Raw genomic sequence first — 16,439 nt, 5'->3', positions numbered from 1 at the left:
GCTTTCTCGTCCCTTTTTTTAGGGATGAGAGGGCTTTTTATTTTGGCCGGATATCAAGTCATTGGTTCGAATGAATTTTTGTAAAGACGGATGGAGGATTTTATGATGGAATACAAAGATACCTTATTGATGCCTAAAACTGAATTTCCAATGCGGGGGAATTTGCCGAAACGTGAGCCGGAAATCCAAGAAAAATGGAAAGAAATGAACATCTATAAAAAAGTGCAGGAACAAACGGAAGGACGCCCTTTATTCATTTTGCATGATGGACCTCCATATGCTAACGGCGATATCCATATGGGCCATGCAATGAATAAGGTTTTAAAGGATTTCATTGTCCGATTTAAATCGATGAGCGGTTTTCAAGCACCGTATGTACCTGGCTGGGATACGCATGGACTTCCAATCGAAACGGCATTGACAAAAAAAGGCGTGAAACGGAAAGAAATGAGCGTTGCCGAGTTCAGGAAGCTTTGTGAAGAGTATGCTTATGTTCAGATTGACAATCAACGTGAGCAGTTTAAGAGAATAGGGGTCCGTGGTGATTGGGATAATCCTTATATCACATTAAAGCCTGAATATGAAGCACAGCAAATTAAGGTCTTCGGTGAAATGGCGAAAAAAGGCTATATCTATAAAGGGAAAAAACCTGTTTACTGGTCTCCATCAAGTGAATCAGCCCTAGCCGAAGCTGAAATTGAATATCAAGACAAACGTTCTGCGTCAATCTATGTTGCTTTTGAAGTCACGGATGGCAAAGGTGTAATCGAAGAAGGCGTAAAAATCATCATCTGGACGACAACTCCATGGACGATTCCTGCTAACCTTGGTATCTCATTACATCCGCAATTAAATTACGTAGTAGTGGCTGTCGAAAATGACAAATTCTTAATTGCTGAAGCACTCCTTGAATCGGTTACAGAAACTTTAGGCTGGGATAACCCGTCTATCCTGAAAACGGTAAAAGGGAGCGAGTTGGACCGTGCTGTTGCCAAACACCCTCTTTATGACCGCGAATCTTTAATCATGTTGGGTGAGCACGTAACAACTGAAGCAGGTACGGGGTGTGTTCATACTGCACCTGGACATGGTGAAGATGACTTTATCATTGGGCAAAAATACGGCTTGGACGTACTTTGTCCTGTAGATGAAAAAGGAGTCATGACGGAAGAGGCAGGGGAATTTGCTGGGTTATTTTATGATCAAGCGAATAAACCAATTACTGAAAAATTAACAGAAGCAGGCGCGTTATTGAACTTGACGTTCATTACACACTCTTACCCACATGACTGGCGGACGAAGAAACCAACGATTTTCCGTGCAACAGCACAATGGTTCGCGTCAATCAAAGACTTCCGAAGTGAACTTCTGGAAGCGATTGAAGAAACCAAATGGGTACCCGCTTGGGGCGAAACTCGCTTATTCAATATGGTCCGTGACCGCGGGGATTGGTGTATTTCCCGCCAACGTGCATGGGGCGTGCCAATTCCAGTCATTTATGCAGAAAATGGCGAGCCGATCATTACGGATGAAACCATCAACCATATTTCAAATCTATTCCGCGAACACGGTTCGAACATCTGGTTTGAGCGTGAAGCGAAAGACCTTCTGCCTGAAGGCTATACACATGAAGGCAGCCCGAATGGCATCTTCACGAAAGAAACGGATATCATGGACGTATGGTTTGACTCAGGTTCTTCTCATCAAGCGGTACTTGAAGAAAGAGACGACCTGCAGCGCCCTGCTGACCTTTATTTAGAAGGTTCCGATCAGTACCGCGGCTGGTTTAACTCGTCACTATCAACAAGTGTTGCGGTTACGGGCAAAGCACCATATAAAGGTGTGTTGAGTCACGGGTTCGCATTGGATGGCGAAGGCCGTAAAATGAGTAAGTCAATTGGGAACGTTGTCCTGCCATCCAAGGTCATGAACCAACTTGGTGCAGATATTTTACGCCTTTGGGTTGCTTCGGTGGATTACCAATCGGATGTCAGGGTTTCCGATCCTATTTTAAAACAAGTTTCGGAAGTGTACCGTAAAATCCGTAATACATTCCGCTTCCTGTTAGGGAACTTGGATGGATTTAATCCAGAAACCGATAAAGTGGCAGTCCAGGAATTACCTGAAGTCGATCGATACATGCTAGTTAAATTGAATAAGCTGATCACCCAGTCGAAGCTAAGTTATGAAAATTATGAGTTTGCTACAATTTATAATATGGTCAATAATTTCTGCACTCAGGATTTAAGTTCGTTCTACCTGGATTATGCAAAAGACATTCTTTATTGTGAAGCACCAAATGGTAAAGAGCGGTTGGCCATTCAGACTGTCCTTTACGAATCATTGGTCAGCTTAACGAAATTGGTGTCACCGATCCTTTCGCATACAGCTGATGAAGTATGGGCGTTCATTCCGGGTGTAACGGAAGAAAGTGTACAGTTGACATTGATGCCTGAAGCAATTTCCATTAATGGTGCTGACGTCATTGAAGAAAAATGGACGGCGTTCATGAACGTCCGTGATAATGTACTAAAAGCATTAGAAGAAGCCCGTAACCAGAAGGTCATCGGAAAATCACTGAACGCAAAAGTGATGGTATATGTTAATGAAGAAACGAAGAATCTGCTGGATAGCATCAAGGAAAGCTTTGAACAGTTATTCATTGTATCCGAATTTGAAATCGCTGGCGATGTGGCTAGTGCCCCAACAGAAGCGGTGAAGCTTGAGGATATAGCGATTCTTGTTACCAAAGCAGAAGGTGAAACGTGTGAACGTTGCTGGAATGTTTCGAAAGAAGTAGGTCACGTGGAAGAACATCCAACACTTTGCCCGCGTTGTGCAACAGTCGTTAAAGAGCATTATGTGAATCAATAATTCCAAAAGGTAAGCCGGTCCCTTTATGAAGGGACCGGCTTTTTTGTGGAAATGATAGAGTAAAGGCTAAAAGCTTTTTTGAAAGTATAACAACCTCCATAAGGAATGTTGCCTTTTTTCAATCGGCCCTTTATTCTTCAGGTACAGATAACTGACTTCTGTTTTTCGGATTAGTCATTATTTCTAGTTTATGCTACAATTCAAAGGTGAAGATTTGATTAGTTTGGGGGAAAACATGTGTTTTATTATTTGATTGCCCTTTTGGTCATAGCTCTCGATCAGCTGACAAAATGGATGATTGTGAAAAAAATGGAGTACGGAGAAAGCATTGAAATTATTGAAAACCTTCTATATATCACCTCGCATCGTAATCGTGGGGCAGCATGGGGAATTCTACAAGGTCAAATGTGGTTTTTCTACATCATCACCATCGCTGTCATTATTGGACTTGTCTATTATATTCAGAAAATGGCGAAGGACAGCCGTTTGCTTGGAGTTGCACTTGCTCTCATGCTAGGCGGTGCGATTGGTAATTTCATCGATCGTGTTGCTCGTCAGGAAGTAGTGGATTTCGTTCATACCTATATTTTCAGCTACAGTTTCCCGGTATTTAATGTTGCTGATGCTGCGCTTTCAATTGGTGTCAGTCTGCTCGTGATTCATATGTTTTTAGAAGAAAAAAACGCTAAGGAGAAAGATAATGGATAAAAGGTTATACAGCATCGATGAAACACTAAAAGGAGTCAGGATTGATAAAGCTCTTTCCACTTTGAATGAGGAATGGTCACGTACTCAAGTCCAGCAATGGATTAAGGATGACCATGTTTTAGTAAATGGCTCGGCTATAAAGACGAATTACAAAGCTATCCCTGGCGATACAATCGAAGTAACGATTCCTGAACTTGAGGAATTGGATGCGATAGCAGAGGAAATGGATTTGGATATCTATTATGAAGATGCAGATGTACTCGTTGTTAATAAACCAAGCGGTATGGTCGTCCACCCGGCACCGGGACATGTATCTGGCACGCTTGTAAATGGATTGATGGCTCACTGCAAGGATCTTTCTGGAATCAACGGAGTCATGCGGCCTGGAATCGTCCATCGAATCGACAAAGATACATCAGGTCTATTGATGGTTGCGAAAAATGATATGGCACATGAAAAACTTGTACAGCAGCTGGTTGACAAAACGGTCACACGTAAGTATCAAGCTGTAGTTCATGGTGTGATCCCTCATGACTTCGGAACGATTGATGCACCGATCGGCCGGGATAAAAAAGATCGCCAAAGCATGACTGTCACAGATTCAAATTCCAAAAATGCTGTCACACATTTCCGGGTCATCGAACGTTTCAATGGTTTCACTTTGGTGGAATGCCAGCTTGAAACAGGCAGAACACATCAAATCCGTGTTCACATGAAATACATTGGCTTCCCACTAGCGGGAGATCCGAAATATGGTCCGAAAAAGACCCTGAAATTAGATGGACAAGCATTGCACGCGGGACTTCTTGGTTTCATTCATCCACGTACGAATGAGTATATGGAATTCGAAGCTCCGATTCCGGAAGAGTTTGAAAATCTAATTAATCAATTACGTAGAAGTAAGGATTGACAAATACGTTTTTTTGATATATTATAATAACAACTTAATAAGAACCTTTAACACAGTTCAGAGAGACTGAGAAGGAAACGGATACGCTATGTGGGATAATTATACCCATGGCGATAAAATCCTCATGCCTTCTTGGCATGAGGATTTTTTGTTGAAACAGACCTATCAGAAAAAAGGAATCGGGGTGGCCGACATGTTGAATGAGAAAGCCATAGTACTTGATGAGCAGGCCATTAGCAGAGCCTTGACGAGAATTGCCCATGAAATTATTGAGAAAAATAAGGGGATTGAAGATTGCGTTTTAATCGGGATACGCACACGCGGGATTTTCCTTGCTGACCGACTTGCAAAGCGCATCAATCAAATAGAAGGTAAGGAAATAGAGCTGGGTGAACTGGATATTACACTTTATCGCGATGACCTCTCAAAAAAGACCAATGATGGGGAACCCATCGTAAAAGGTTCAGACATCCCGGTCAATATCAGCGACAAGAAAGTGATTTTAGTGGATGATGTCCTTTTCACCGGCAGGACCGTTAGAGCGGCAATGGATGCTCTGGTTGATTTGGGAAGACCTTCGCAAATCCAGCTTGCCGTATTAGTGGATAGGGGACATAGGGAACTGCCTATACGTGCAGATTTTGTCGGGAAAAACGTTCCGACTTCCCAATCTGAAAAAATTACCGTTACTTTAACAGAAGTAGATGAAGTAGATCAAGTTACTATATTAGAAAACTAAACAACATGAAAATTTCATATCACCCTTTTAAAGACAGTCCAGAGAGGCTGGCAAAGGGGAGTCAATCGGGAGAGTTGTGCCATGCATAGGCATTCACCTTCTGAGAAACCCTCTTTGTATATACTGCAAAGAGGGTTTTTGCAGTTTTGATGCAATTTTCATGAGGGGGATACGAAAATGGAAGAAACAAAAAGGGACATCGTACTGGATGTCGAGGACGTGCCAAAGGTTGGCCAGTGGATTACGTTAAGCATCCAGCATTTGTTCGCCATGTTCGGTGCAACGGTGCTAGTGCCATTCCTGGTAGGGTTAAGTCCGGCGGTAGCACTGGTTTCAAGCGGATTAGGCACACTTTCTTACTTATTGATTACCAAAGGGCAGATACCTGCTTATCTCGGTTCATCTTTCGCCTTCATTACGCCAATCATCGCGGCAAAGGCTTTAGGAGGTCCGGAGGCGGCCATGATCGGCTGTTTTGCAGCAGGATTCATATATGGGATAGTAGCTTTGATCATCCAAAAAGTCGGGTTGCGCTGGTTAATGAATTTACTTCCTCCGGTTGTGGTGGGTCCGGTCATTATCGTAATCGGATTAAGCCTTGCCGGGACGGCAGTGGAAATGGCAATGTATGATCCACAAGATAAATACAGCGTCACATATATAGTTATAGCGCTGATCACTTTAGCGGTAACCATTATCTGCAACGTGTTCTTTAAGGGATTCATTAACTTGATTCCCATCTTAATGGGAATCATAGTGGGCTACAGCTGTTCGGCTGTTGCAGGAATAATAGATTATGAACCAATCAAGTCAGCACAATGGTGGGAAATGCCTGAATTCATGTTTCCATATGTAACCTATACACCGACCTTCTCATGGGAGGTCATTGCCATCATGGTACCCGTTGCCATCGTGACTTTATCAGAACATATCGGGCACCAGATGGTACTGAGCAAAGTAGTTGGCAGAAACTTTTTGGAAAAGCCCGGTTTGCATCGTTCGGTTTTAGGAGATGGAGCAGGAATCATGATTGGTTCGTTCATCGGCGGTCCACCGCTGACATCATATGGTGAAAATATTGGGGTCCTTACGATGACAAAGGCATTTAGTGTGTATATCATCGGAGGGGCAGCGTTAACTGCAATCATCTTTGGCTTTAACGGTAAGATTTCAGCAGTCATCAGCTCGATACCTACAGCTGTAATGGGCGGCATTTCCATCTTACTCTTCGGTATCATCGCATCAAGTGGATTAAGGATGCTGATTGATAATAAGGTTGATTTTGACAAGAAAAGAAACCTGATGATAGCTTCAGTCATCCTGGTGTTAGGGATCGGGGGAGCGTTCGTTCAACTATCGGACACGGTATCGCTTTCCGGAATGGCACTTTCAGCCATCGTCGGAATCCTTCTTAACTTGATTCTTCCTGACCGGGAAAAAATATCAGGAGACATCTTTGAAAAATAAGTGAAACTGCATTAAACAATAGATCACCTTTTAAAAGAAGTCCAGAGAGGCTTAAAAGGGTGTTGCGTAAAGATGAATGAGAACGGGATAGGTGTTTATAACCATTCCGTGACCTCACGCTTCTTTATGACCTACACCCTGTCCTTAATGGCGGGGTGTTTTTTATGCCCCGCATCACAAATGTGAAAGGAGCAGGATCGATGAAAAAATTATTGACGATGAATGAATTGACTATACCTGAAATTGAAAGAATTCTAGACGAGGCTGAGGGATTTGCCAATGGCTCGGAATGGAATCCTAAACAGCAGACAACAGTTGCCAATCTCTTCTTTGAACCAAGCACACGTACAAAATCAAGCTTTGAAATGGCTGAAAGAAAACTGGGCCTTGAGGTCATTCCTTTTGATGCGGGTACATCATCCGTGTTAAAAGGCGAAACCTTATATGACACTGTTAAAACGTTAGAAGCAATAGGCATCAATGCCTTGATCATCCGTCATGAGCAGGATAATTATTTTGACGAATTGAAAGGGAGGATAAGGATCCCGATAATCAATGCAGGGGATGGATGCGGGAATCATCCAACCCAGTCATTACTGGACTTATTGACGATAAAACAAGAGTTTAAAAGTTTCGAAGGTCTGAAGATTGCGATAATCGGGGATGTCAGGCATAGTCGGGTTGCGAAATCGAATGCAGAAGCATTAACTCGATTAGGAGCGAATGTCGTATTTTCAGGTCCGCCTGAATGGTTTGACAGAACAAACAGTTTAGGAAGGTATGAAGACATCGATCAAGCGGTAGCTACTTCGGATGTGGTCATGCTGCTCAGAATCCAGCATGAAAGGCATATTGAAAAATACGATCAGGCAAACGGAGATTATCTGGAAAGTTTCGGCCTGACCAAACAACGTGAAAAAAATATGAAACCGGATGCGATCATCATGCATCCTGCACCAATAAACCGCGGTGTTGAAATAGACAGTGATTTAGTCGAATGCAGCCGCTCAAGAATTTTCAAACAAATGCAAAATGGCGTGTTCATCAGAATGGCCGTATTAAAAAATGTGCTTGAACAATCCGAAGGGGGAATCATCCATGAAAACCGTAATCAAAAATGGAGTATTGCTAGATAATCAAAACTCATTCAAAAAAGCGGACATTGAAATAGAAGGAAAGGTCATCACAAAAATCGGCGAGAACCTGGCTACGGAAAATTGTAAGGTAGTTGATGCTGAAGGGTTACTCATTACATCGGGATTTATTGACCTGCATGTCCATTTACGCGAACCGGGCGGTGAACACAAGGAAACAATCGCAAGTGGAACGCTTGCAGCGGCAAGAGGCGGTTTCACTACGGTAGCGGCGATGCCTAATACTCGGCCCGTTCCTGATACAGTGGAAAACCTTGAAGCGCTTAACCGGAAAATTGAAGAAACGGCGCATGTCCGGGTACTCCCTTATGCATCTATAACGATTAGGGAAGCTGGCAAGGAATTGACCGACTTTTCTTCATTAAAACAAACGGGTGCTTTCGCCTTTACGGACGATGGCGTAGGAATTCAAGAAGCCGGGATGATGCTGGAGGCCATGAAGCGGGCAGCCGCTCAGGATATGGCCATAGTTGCTCATTGTGAAGATAATAGCTTAATCAATAAAGGCTCCGTCCATGAAGGAAGATTCTCGAAGGAACAGGGGATCAATGGAATTCCGTCGGTATGTGAAGCTGTACATATTGCCCGGGATATCCTCCTTGCGGAAGCGGCGGATTGTCATTATCACGTTTGTCATATATCCACGAAGGAATCGGTTAGAACGGTAAGGGATGCCAAACGCGCCGGTATCCGGGTCACAGCCGAAGTTACACCGCATCACTTATTATTGTGTGAAGATGATATACCGGGACTTGATACGAATTATAAAATGAACCCGCCTTTAAGGGGCCGTGAAGATCGGGACGCGTTGATAGAAGGACTGCTTGACGGAACCATCGATTTTATAGCAACAGACCATGCCCCGCATGCGGCTGAGGAAAAGGCGCAGGGAATGCAGCTAGCACCTTTCGGAATAGTAGGATTGGAAACGGCCTTCCCGTTGCTTTATACCGAATTGGTCAAAAAGGGCGTCTTAACATTAAAGCAATTAGTCGATTTCCTGACAATTAAACCGTCTGAATGTTTCTCCCTTCCATATGGAGAGCTTAAAGAAGGTGCTACTGCCGATATCGTGCTCATAGATTTGGAAACGGAAAAAGAAATTAATAATGAAGAGTTTGCTTCAAAAGGGAAAAATACACCTTTTAATGAAAAGAAATGTTATGGCTGGCCAGTCATGACAATTGCAGAAGGAAAAACAGCTTGGGAAAAAGGACGTGTTCAAGGATGAAAAGACAGCTTATTTTAGAAGATGGAACGGTTTTCCTTGGGGAAGCATTCGGAGGGGACGTAGAAAAAATAGGTGAAGTCGTTTTTAACACAGGAATGACAGGATACCAGGAGATTCTATCCGATCCATCTTATTGCGGTCAAATCGTTACACTTACGTATCCATTGATCGGGAACTACGGGATAAACCGGGATGACTTTGAATCCATCAATCCAGCGATAGCAGGATTCGTCGTTAAGGAAACAGCAGAACTTCCTTCTAACTGGCGAAACCAAACATCCCTAGATGAATATCTGAAAATGAAGAACATCCCTGGAATAAGCGGAATCGATACGAGAAAGCTGACAAGGATCATCAGGAAATCAGGCGCACTTAAAGGAGCGCTCTGCAATATCAATAAAGATGCAAAAGAGGTTGTTTCCCAGTTGAAAGCAACGGTGATTCCTTCTAATCAAGTGAAACAGGTTTCAACAAAATCACCTTATTCTAGCCCGGGCAGAGGCCCGCGGGTAGTTCTTGTAGACTATGGCATGAAGCATGGGATATTACGTGAGTTGACGAAGCGCGGCTGTGATGTCGTGGTTGTGCCTTATAACGTCACTGCCGAGGAAGTGATGCAATATCATCCAGATGGTGTGATGCTTTCAAACGGTCCTGGGGATCCGAAAAGTGTTCATGAGACACTTGAAATGATCCGTACAATCCAAACGGAAGTGCCATTATTCGGAATCTGTTTAGGACATCAATTATTCGCACTTGCAAACGGGGCGGATACGGAAAAATTAAAATTCGGCCATCGAGGTTCAAATCATCCGGTTAAAGACCTTCGCACCGGGAAGATATCCATCACATCTCAAAATCATGGATATACAGTCGAAGAGTTTTCAATTGAAAAGACTGATCTTATTGTGACACATACAGCATTGAATGACGATACGATTGAAGGACTGCGCCATAAAAAATATCCAGCTTTCACCGTACAATATCACCCGGAAGCATCACCAGGGCCGGAAGACGCAAACTACTTATTCAATGAATTCTTACAAATGATTGAAGCTGCAAACACCAAGGGGGAAAAAACATGCCAAAACGCACTGATATAAAAAGCATCCTAGTAATTGGTTCCGGTCCGATCGTCATCGGACAGGCCGCCGAGTTCGATTATGCAGGAACCCAAGCATGTATAGCCTTAAAAGAAGAAGGTTATCGAGTGATCCTGATCAACTCCAACCCTGCCACAATCATGACTGACAGTGAAATGGCTGATGCGGTCTATATCGAACCGATCACATTGGAATTTGTCAGCAAAATCATTCGTAAAGAGCGCCCGGATGCACTGTTACCTACCTTGGGTGGACAAACTGGCCTGAACATGGCCGTCGAGCTTGCCGAAGCGGGAATTCTTGAAGAATGCAATGTACAGATCCTTGGGACGAAACTTTCCGCCATCCAACAAGCGGAAGATCGTGACCTGTTCCGTACCCTCATGAACGATCTTGGGGAACCAGTACCAGACAGCGACATCATTCATAACTTGGAAGAGGCTTATACATTCGTGGAACGAGTCGGCTATCCGGTCATTGTTCGTCCGGCCTTCACGCTTGGCGGAACAGGCGGTGGGATTTGTGATAACGAAGAGCAACTGATTGAGATTGTTGAGGGTGGCCTGAAAAGCAGTCCAGTTCACCAATGTTTGCTAGAGAAGAGCATTGCCGGGTTCAAAGAAGTGGAATATGAAGTGATGCGTGATTCCAATGATAATGCAATAGTTGTATGTAATATGGAAAACTTCGACCCTGTCGGTGTCCATACTGGCGATTCGATAGTTGCCGCACCTAGCCAAACTTTAAGTGACAGAGAATATCAAATGCTTAGAAATACGTCTTTGAAGATTATCCGTGCCTTGAAAATTGAAGGTGGATGCAATGTTCAGCTTGCGCTAGATCCAAACAGCTATCAATATTATGTCATTGAAGTGAACCCAAGGGTCAGCCGTTCGTCGGCACTTGCTTCAAAAGCAACAGGTTATCCAATTGCAAAGCTTGCAGCAAAGATAGCAGTTGGTTTGACGCTTGATGAAATGATGAACCCGGTCACAGGTAAAACCTATGCGAGCTTTGAACCGGCCCTGGACTATGTCGTTACAAAAATTCCGCGCTGGCCTTTTGATAAGTTCGAAAGCGCCAACCGCAGGCTCGGGACACAAATGAAAGCGACCGGAGAAGTCATGGCAATCGGCCGTACATTCGAAGAATCCATCTTAAAAGCTGTTCGTTCCCTTGAAGCGGGTATATACCATCTTGAATTGAATGACGAGTTTGAGGATGAAAAAATAGAGAAACGGATCCGAAAAGCTGGAGATGAACGGTTATTCTATATCGGCGAAGCATTAAGAAGGGGGAAGACGATCGAAACCATTCACGAATGGAGCCAGATCGATTTATTCTTCTTGCATAAGTTGAAAAAGATAATCAACTTTGAAAAGGAACTTCAAGAACATTCCTTTGATAGTGAAGTATTGCAAAAGGCTAAAGAACTAGGGTTTTCTGACAAAACGATTGCAGAAATATGGGAAGTTCCCGAAATTGACGTCTATGAGTACCGGAAAAAGCAAGGGATCATCCCTGTTTACAAAATGGTCGATACATGTGCTGCCGAGTTCGAATCGGAAACACCGTATTTTTATGGAACTTACGAAGATGAAAATGAATCCATCGTTACTGACAAGAAAAGTGTCATTGTTCTGGGGTCTGGCCCAATTCGGATAGGGCAAGGAGTAGAGTTTGATTATGCGACCGTACATTCGGTATGGGCGATTAAAGAAGCGGGATATGAAGCGATCATCATTAACAACAATCCCGAAACAGTTTCGACGGACTTCAGTATCTCCGACAAACTTTATTTCGAACCATTGACACTTGAAGATGTCATGCATGTCATCGATTTGGAAAAACCAGAAGGGGTCATCGTCCAGTTTGGCGGACAGACAGCGATCAACCTTGCAGATGGTCTTGTTGAAAGAGGAGTGAAGATCCTTGGTACTTCACTTGAAGACCTGGATAGGGCGGAAAATCGTAATAAATTCGAAAAGGCACTTAAGGATTTAGGCATTCCGCAGCCAAAAGGTAAAACCGCAACATCGGTTGATGAAGCGATCGTCATTGCTGAAGACATTGGTTACCCGGTATTAGTAAGGCCATCGTACGTACTCGGAGGAAGAGCGATGGAAATCGTCTATAAACAAGAGGAATTGCTGCATTACATGAAAAATGCCGTGAAAATAAATCCAGATCATCCTGTCCTGATAGACCGCTACCTGACGGGTAAGGAAGTCGAAGTCGATGGCATTTCCGATGGCGAAACGGTCGTTATCCCAGGGATCATGGAGCATATCGAACGTGCCGGCGTCCATTCCGGTGATTCGATTGCAGTCTATCCGCCTCAAAATTTAACGGAAAAACAAAAAGAAGTAATCATCGACTATACGACCCGATTGGCAAAAGGCTTGAATATAATTGGTCTCTTGAACATTCAATATGTCATCAGCAATGAAGAAGTGTATGTCATTGAAGTAAATCCACGTTCTAGCCGAACCGTTCCATTCTTAAGTAAAATTACGAATGTGCCGATGGCTAACTTAGCAACGAAGGTCATCTTGGGCCACTCGCTTGAAAGCCAAGGTTACCAATCAGGATTAGTGCCAGAACAATCTGGGGTCTATGTGAAAGTGCCGGTCTTCTCTTTTGCGAAATTAAGAGGTGTGGACATTTCACTTGGACCTGAAATGAAATCGACTGGTGAAGTAATGGGGAAAGATAGCACACTTGAAAAGGCTTTATATAAAGGCCTGGTCGCTTCCGGCTTCAAAATTGAAGGGCATGGTTCGGTCTTATTGACGATATCGGATAAAGATAAGCAAGAGGCGCTGCTTTTAGCAAGACGTTTCCATAATATCGGTTTCAAGCTGATAGCCACCAGCGGAACTGCTGCCCTATTGGAGCAATCCGGAATCCCGACTGCAATTGTCGGTAAAATTGGCGAAGAAGGTACAAACCTACTGGATGTTATCCGAAACGGGGATGCACAATTTGTCATTAACACTTTGACCAAAGGAAAGCAGCCGGAACGCGATGGTTTTAGAATCCGACGTGAATCGGTTGAAAATGGAGTGACATGCTTAACATCACTCGATACGGCAGAAGCCATTTTAAGAGTGATAGAATCCATGACCTTCTCGGCAGAAGCGATGGGAAAAACGGAAATAAGTCGTGAGGTGAGCTATATATGATCAAGAAGGAAAGAATGAAGGTGTTAACTCATAAAGAACTGGCCCCATCCATCTTTGAACTTACTCTGCAAGGTGAATTGGTTTCAGAGATGAAGCAACCAGGCCAGTTTGTCCAAGTCAAGACAACAGATGGTACTGAGCCATTGTTAAGACGCCCGATTTCAATTTCTTCTTATAATGGCAGTGAAAAACAGTTCACGATGATTTATCGGGCTGAAGGTAAAGGAACAACGTTGTTATCACAGCGTAAACAAGCAGAAGCGGTCGATATCCTTGGTCCCCTTGGCAACGGATTTCCCGTTCATGAAGCGAAGAAGGGCGAAACGGCGTTATTGGTTGGTGGTGGGATTGGTGTCCCGCCCCTGTATCAATTATCACAGATGTTGGTTGCGAATGGTGTCAGGGTAATCCATGTATTGGGCTTCCAGACCAAGTCAGCCATCTTTTACGAAAAAGAGTTTAGTGAATTAGGTGATACCCATATTGCCACAGTGGATGGTTCATATGGGACAAAAGGATTTGTTACGACTGTGATTGACAACCTGGAGCAGGAGTTTGCAACGATCTTTTCTTGCGGCCCTACACCAATGTTAAAAGCATTGGAAGCGGGCTATCGTGAGAAAAAGCTTTTCTTGTCCCTCGAGGAAAGGATGGGTTGCGGCATCGGTGCATGCTTTGCCTGCGTATGTCATACAGGGGATGATCCAACTGGTTTCAGTTATAAAAAGGTATGCAGTGATGGACCCGTATTCCGGGCAGGGGAGGTGCTATTATGAACAGGCTTTCAGTTGAGTTACCAGGATTACACTTGAAAAACCCGGTCATGCCAGCATCTGGATGCTTTGGGTTCGGCCGTGAATACAGTCAATTTTTCGACTTGGATATTCTTGGAGCGATCATGATCAAAGCGACCACTCCTGAGCCGAGGTTCGGTAACCCGACTCCGCGTGTAGCGGAGACCTCTTCGGGAATGCTGAACGCCATCGGACTGCAGAATCCAGGTTTAGAAAAGGTCATCAGTGAAGAACTGGCATGGCTAGGTGGGTATGATGTCCCAATCATCGCCAACGTTGCGGGTTCACAAATAGCTGACTATGTAAAGGTAGCCAGTGACATAAGTAAGGTCGGGAATGTAAAAGCACTCGAATTGAATATCTCTTGTCCGAATGTAAAAGAAGGAGGCATAGCTTTCGGGACGGTACCGGAAGTTGCAAAAGAGGTAACCAAGGCGGTCAAGGAAGTATCTTCGGTTCCTGTATATGTAAAGCTTTCACCGAATGTCAGTAACATTGTGGAAATGGCCAAAGCTGTAGAAGAAGGCGGAGCCGACGGGTTGACAATGATAAACACATTAGTCGGCATGCGATTGGATTTAAAAACTGGCAGGCCGATCCTTTCGAACAGAACGGGTGGGTTATCTGGTCCTGCAATAAAACCGGTTGCTCTCCGGATGATTTATGAGGTAAGCCAGCAAGTATCGATTCCAATAATCGGAATGGGCGGAATCGCTACAGCAGAAGACGTCATTGAATTTTTCTATGCAGGTGCCAGTGCTGTGGCGGTGGGAACTGCCAACTTCGTGGATCCCTTCGTATGCCCGACCATCATCGAAGATTTACCGAAATTGTTGGATGAGCTGGGATTTGACCATATTTCAGAATGTACCGGAAGGAGCTGGAAGCAGAATGAAGCAGTCATTAATTATCGCTCTTGATTTCCCTGATCTCATTCAAACAGAGAGATTCCTTAAACAGTTCCCCTCGGAAAAACTTGCTGTAAAAGTGGGGATGGAATTATTTTATCAGAATGGACCATCAATTATTTCTTTCGTAAAAGAGCAAGGCCACGATGTGTTTTTGGACTTGAAGCTTCATGATATTCCGAATACTGTCAAAATGGCCATGACAGGTTTGGCAACTTTAGGTGCTGACATGGTCAATGTACATGCGGCGGGTGGCCAAAAGATGATGGAAGCAGCTATGGAGGGTCTTGATAAAGGAACGTCCGCGGGTAAAAAGCGTCCGTTATGCATAGGGGTTACCCAACTGACTAGCACGTCACAAGAACAAATGAATGATGAGCAAAACATTGCCGGATCTCTGGAGGATTCGGTCCTCCATTATGCAAAACTTACTCAACAGGCTGGATTGGATGGCGTCGTCTGTTCCACACATGAAGTAAAGAACATACATGAACGCATCGGACATGAATTCTTAACGGTCACACCTGGAATCCGAAGTGCAGGTGGACAGACGCATGATCAAAAGAGAATTGCCACGCCTGAACAGGCAAGGGATTTTGGAGCGGATGCCATCGTTGTAGGGAGAGCCATAACGGGGGCGAAAGATCCATTAAGGGCGTATTTGGATATGAAAGCAGCTTGGGAGGGAATATCATGATAAATCAAAAGATAGCTGAACATTTATTGGAAATAAAAGCAGTGTACCTACAGCCGAATGACCCCTTTACTTGGGCATCAGGAATTCAATCACCCATTTATTGCGACAACCGCTTAACCCTTTCATACCCAGAGGTTCGCAATGAAATAGCGGAAGGTTTGAAAGGATTGATTGAACAGCATTTCCCTGAGGTTGAACTGATCGCAGGCACTGCAACTGCCGGCATTCCGCATGCTGCTTGGGTGAGTGAAAAATTAAATGCTCCGATGTGCTATGTCCGCTCGAAAGCTAAAGAGCACGGAAAGGGTAATCAAATCGAAGGCCGCGCTGTTCCAGGACAAAAAGTGGTTGTTGTGGAAGACTTGATTTCAACCGGCGGCAGCGTGATTACTGCTGTTAACGCGTTGAAAGAAGCTGGCTGTGATGTTCTTGGAGTCGTTTCGATCTTTACTTACGAATTGGAAAAGGGAAAAGAAAAATTCGATGCTGAGGGCATCACTAACCACTCGTTGAGTGACTACTCGACTTTGATAAAAGTCGCTAATGAAAAAGGGTATATCACAGAAGATGAATTGGAAAAGTTGAAAAAATGGCGGGAGAATCCAGCAGATACCGCTTGGATTTCAGCATGAAAATAGAGGTGACCCAATCACACAGGATTGGGTCACC

General features: G+C 44.0%; 13 protein-coding genes. All 13 read left to right on the top strand.

Going from position 1 to position 16,439, the window contains the following annotated elements; translation table 11 throughout:
- Window positions 1–105: 105 nt before the first annotated feature.
- The 13 genes from ileS to pyrE all read left to right on the top strand — a co-directional run bounded on the left by ileS (window position 106) and on the right by pyrE (window position 16,402).
- A complete protein-coding gene (gene ileS / locus QUF94_RS19050; protein ID WP_289317216.1) occupies window positions 106–2,874 on the top strand; it encodes an isoleucine--tRNA ligase in 2,769 nt (922 codons plus the stop codon).
- Window positions 2,875–3,111: 237 nt separating this feature from the next.
- The gene (gene lspA, locus QUF94_RS19045; RefSeq protein WP_289317215.1) at window positions 3,112–3,582 is read left to right on the top strand and encodes a signal peptidase II; all 471 of its coding nucleotides are present in this window, start codon (window positions 3,112–3,114) and stop codon (window positions 3,580–3,582) included.
- Entirely contained in the window at window positions 3,575–4,492 is a 918-nt protein-coding gene (locus QUF94_RS19040) for an RluA family pseudouridine synthase (protein WP_289317214.1), read from the top strand. The genes lspA and QUF94_RS19040 overlap by 8 nt, the downstream gene beginning before the upstream one ends.
- 193 nt (window positions 4,493–4,685) lie before the next feature.
- Complete coding sequence (gene pyrR / locus QUF94_RS19035; RefSeq protein ID WP_289318440.1) at window positions 4,686–5,231, top strand: bifunctional pyr operon transcriptional regulator/uracil phosphoribosyltransferase PyrR; 546 nt, start codon at window positions 4,686–4,688, stop codon at window positions 5,229–5,231.
- Between the two features lie 177 nt (window positions 5,232–5,408).
- Window positions 5,409–6,698: a solute carrier family 23 protein gene (locus tag QUF94_RS19030; RefSeq protein ID WP_289317213.1), complete on the top strand. Its 1,290-nt coding sequence runs from the start codon at window positions 5,409–5,411 to the stop codon at window positions 6,696–6,698.
- Between the two features lie 200 nt (window positions 6,699–6,898).
- Window positions 6,899–7,834, top strand: a complete 936-nt coding sequence (locus QUF94_RS19025) for an aspartate carbamoyltransferase catalytic subunit (RefSeq protein WP_289317212.1) — start codon at window positions 6,899–6,901, stop codon at window positions 7,832–7,834.
- Entirely contained in the window at window positions 7,797–9,083 is a 1,287-nt protein-coding gene (locus QUF94_RS19020) for a dihydroorotase (RefSeq protein WP_289317211.1), read from the top strand. Before QUF94_RS19025 ends, QUF94_RS19020 begins: the two co-directional genes overlap by 38 nt.
- Window positions 9,080–10,186: a carbamoyl phosphate synthase small subunit gene (locus QUF94_RS19015; protein ID WP_289317210.1), complete on the top strand. Its 1,107-nt coding sequence runs from the start codon at window positions 9,080–9,082 to the stop codon at window positions 10,184–10,186. Before QUF94_RS19020 ends, QUF94_RS19015 begins: the two co-directional genes overlap by 4 nt.
- The gene (gene carB / locus QUF94_RS19010; RefSeq protein WP_289317209.1) at window positions 10,165–13,371 is read left to right on the top strand and encodes a carbamoyl-phosphate synthase large subunit; all 3,207 of its coding nucleotides are present in this window, start codon (window positions 10,165–10,167) and stop codon (window positions 13,369–13,371) included. Before QUF94_RS19015 ends, carB begins: the two co-directional genes overlap by 22 nt.
- Window positions 13,368–14,147, top strand: a complete 780-nt coding sequence (locus QUF94_RS19005; protein WP_063231913.1) for a dihydroorotate dehydrogenase electron transfer subunit — start codon at window positions 13,368–13,370, stop codon at window positions 14,145–14,147. The genes carB and QUF94_RS19005 overlap by 4 nt, the downstream gene beginning before the upstream one ends.
- The gene (locus tag QUF94_RS19000; protein WP_289317208.1) at window positions 14,144–15,085 is read left to right on the top strand and encodes a dihydroorotate dehydrogenase; all 942 of its coding nucleotides are present in this window, start codon (window positions 14,144–14,146) and stop codon (window positions 15,083–15,085) included. The genes QUF94_RS19005 and QUF94_RS19000 overlap by 4 nt, the downstream gene beginning before the upstream one ends.
- On the top strand, window positions 15,057–15,770 hold the full coding sequence (gene pyrF, locus QUF94_RS18995) for an orotidine-5'-phosphate decarboxylase (RefSeq protein WP_289317207.1): 714 nt from the start codon (window positions 15,057–15,059) through the stop codon (window positions 15,768–15,770). Before QUF94_RS19000 ends, pyrF begins: the two co-directional genes overlap by 29 nt.
- Window positions 15,767–16,402, top strand: coding sequence for an orotate phosphoribosyltransferase (pyrE, locus tag QUF94_RS18990; RefSeq protein ID WP_421154907.1), 636 nt, complete (start codon window positions 15,767–15,769; stop codon window positions 16,400–16,402). Before pyrF ends, pyrE begins: the two co-directional genes overlap by 4 nt.
- Window positions 16,403–16,439 lie beyond the last annotated feature (37 nt).

Origin of the sequence: Peribacillus sp. NJ4, from assembly GCF_030348345.1 — a bacterium.
Classification (GTDB): domain Bacteria; phylum Bacillota; class Bacilli; order Bacillales; family DSM-1321; genus Peribacillus.
This window is presented reverse-complemented; position numbering and strand designations above follow the sequence as displayed.

Excerpts from the sequence above, each read along its gene's own strand:
- pyrF (WP_289317207.1), top strand. The coding sequence starts at position 15,057 with ATGAAGCAGTCATTAATTATCGCTCTTGATTTCCCTGATCTCATTCAA.
- QUF94_RS19040 (WP_289317214.1), top strand. The coding sequence starts at position 3,575 with ATGGATAAAAGGTTATACAGCATCGATGAAACACTAAAAGGAGTCAGG.
- QUF94_RS19020 (WP_289317211.1), top strand. The coding sequence starts at position 7,797 with ATGAAAACCGTAATCAAAAATGGAGTATTGCTAGATAATCAAAACTCA.
- QUF94_RS19015 (WP_289317210.1), top strand. The coding sequence starts at position 9,080 with ATGAAAAGACAGCTTATTTTAGAAGATGGAACGGTTTTCCTTGGGGAA.
- pyrR (WP_289318440.1), top strand. The coding sequence starts at position 4,686 with ATGTTGAATGAGAAAGCCATAGTACTTGATGAGCAGGCCATTAGCAGA.
- QUF94_RS19030 (WP_289317213.1), top strand. The coding sequence starts at position 5,409 with ATGGAAGAAACAAAAAGGGACATCGTACTGGATGTCGAGGACGTGCCA.
- carB (WP_289317209.1), top strand. The coding sequence starts at position 10,165 with ATGCCAAAACGCACTGATATAAAAAGCATCCTAGTAATTGGTTCCGGT.
- QUF94_RS19005 (WP_063231913.1), top strand. The coding sequence starts at position 13,368 with ATGATCAAGAAGGAAAGAATGAAGGTGTTAACTCATAAAGAACTGGCC.
- QUF94_RS19000 (WP_289317208.1), top strand. The coding sequence starts at position 14,144 with ATGAACAGGCTTTCAGTTGAGTTACCAGGATTACACTTGAAAAACCCG.
- pyrE (WP_421154907.1), top strand. The coding sequence starts at position 15,767 with ATGATAAATCAAAAGATAGCTGAACATTTATTGGAAATAAAAGCAGTG.
- ileS (WP_289317216.1), top strand. The coding sequence starts at position 106 with ATGGAATACAAAGATACCTTATTGATGCCTAAAACTGAATTTCCAATG.
- QUF94_RS19025 (WP_289317212.1), top strand. The coding sequence starts at position 6,899 with ATGAAAAAATTATTGACGATGAATGAATTGACTATACCTGAAATTGAA.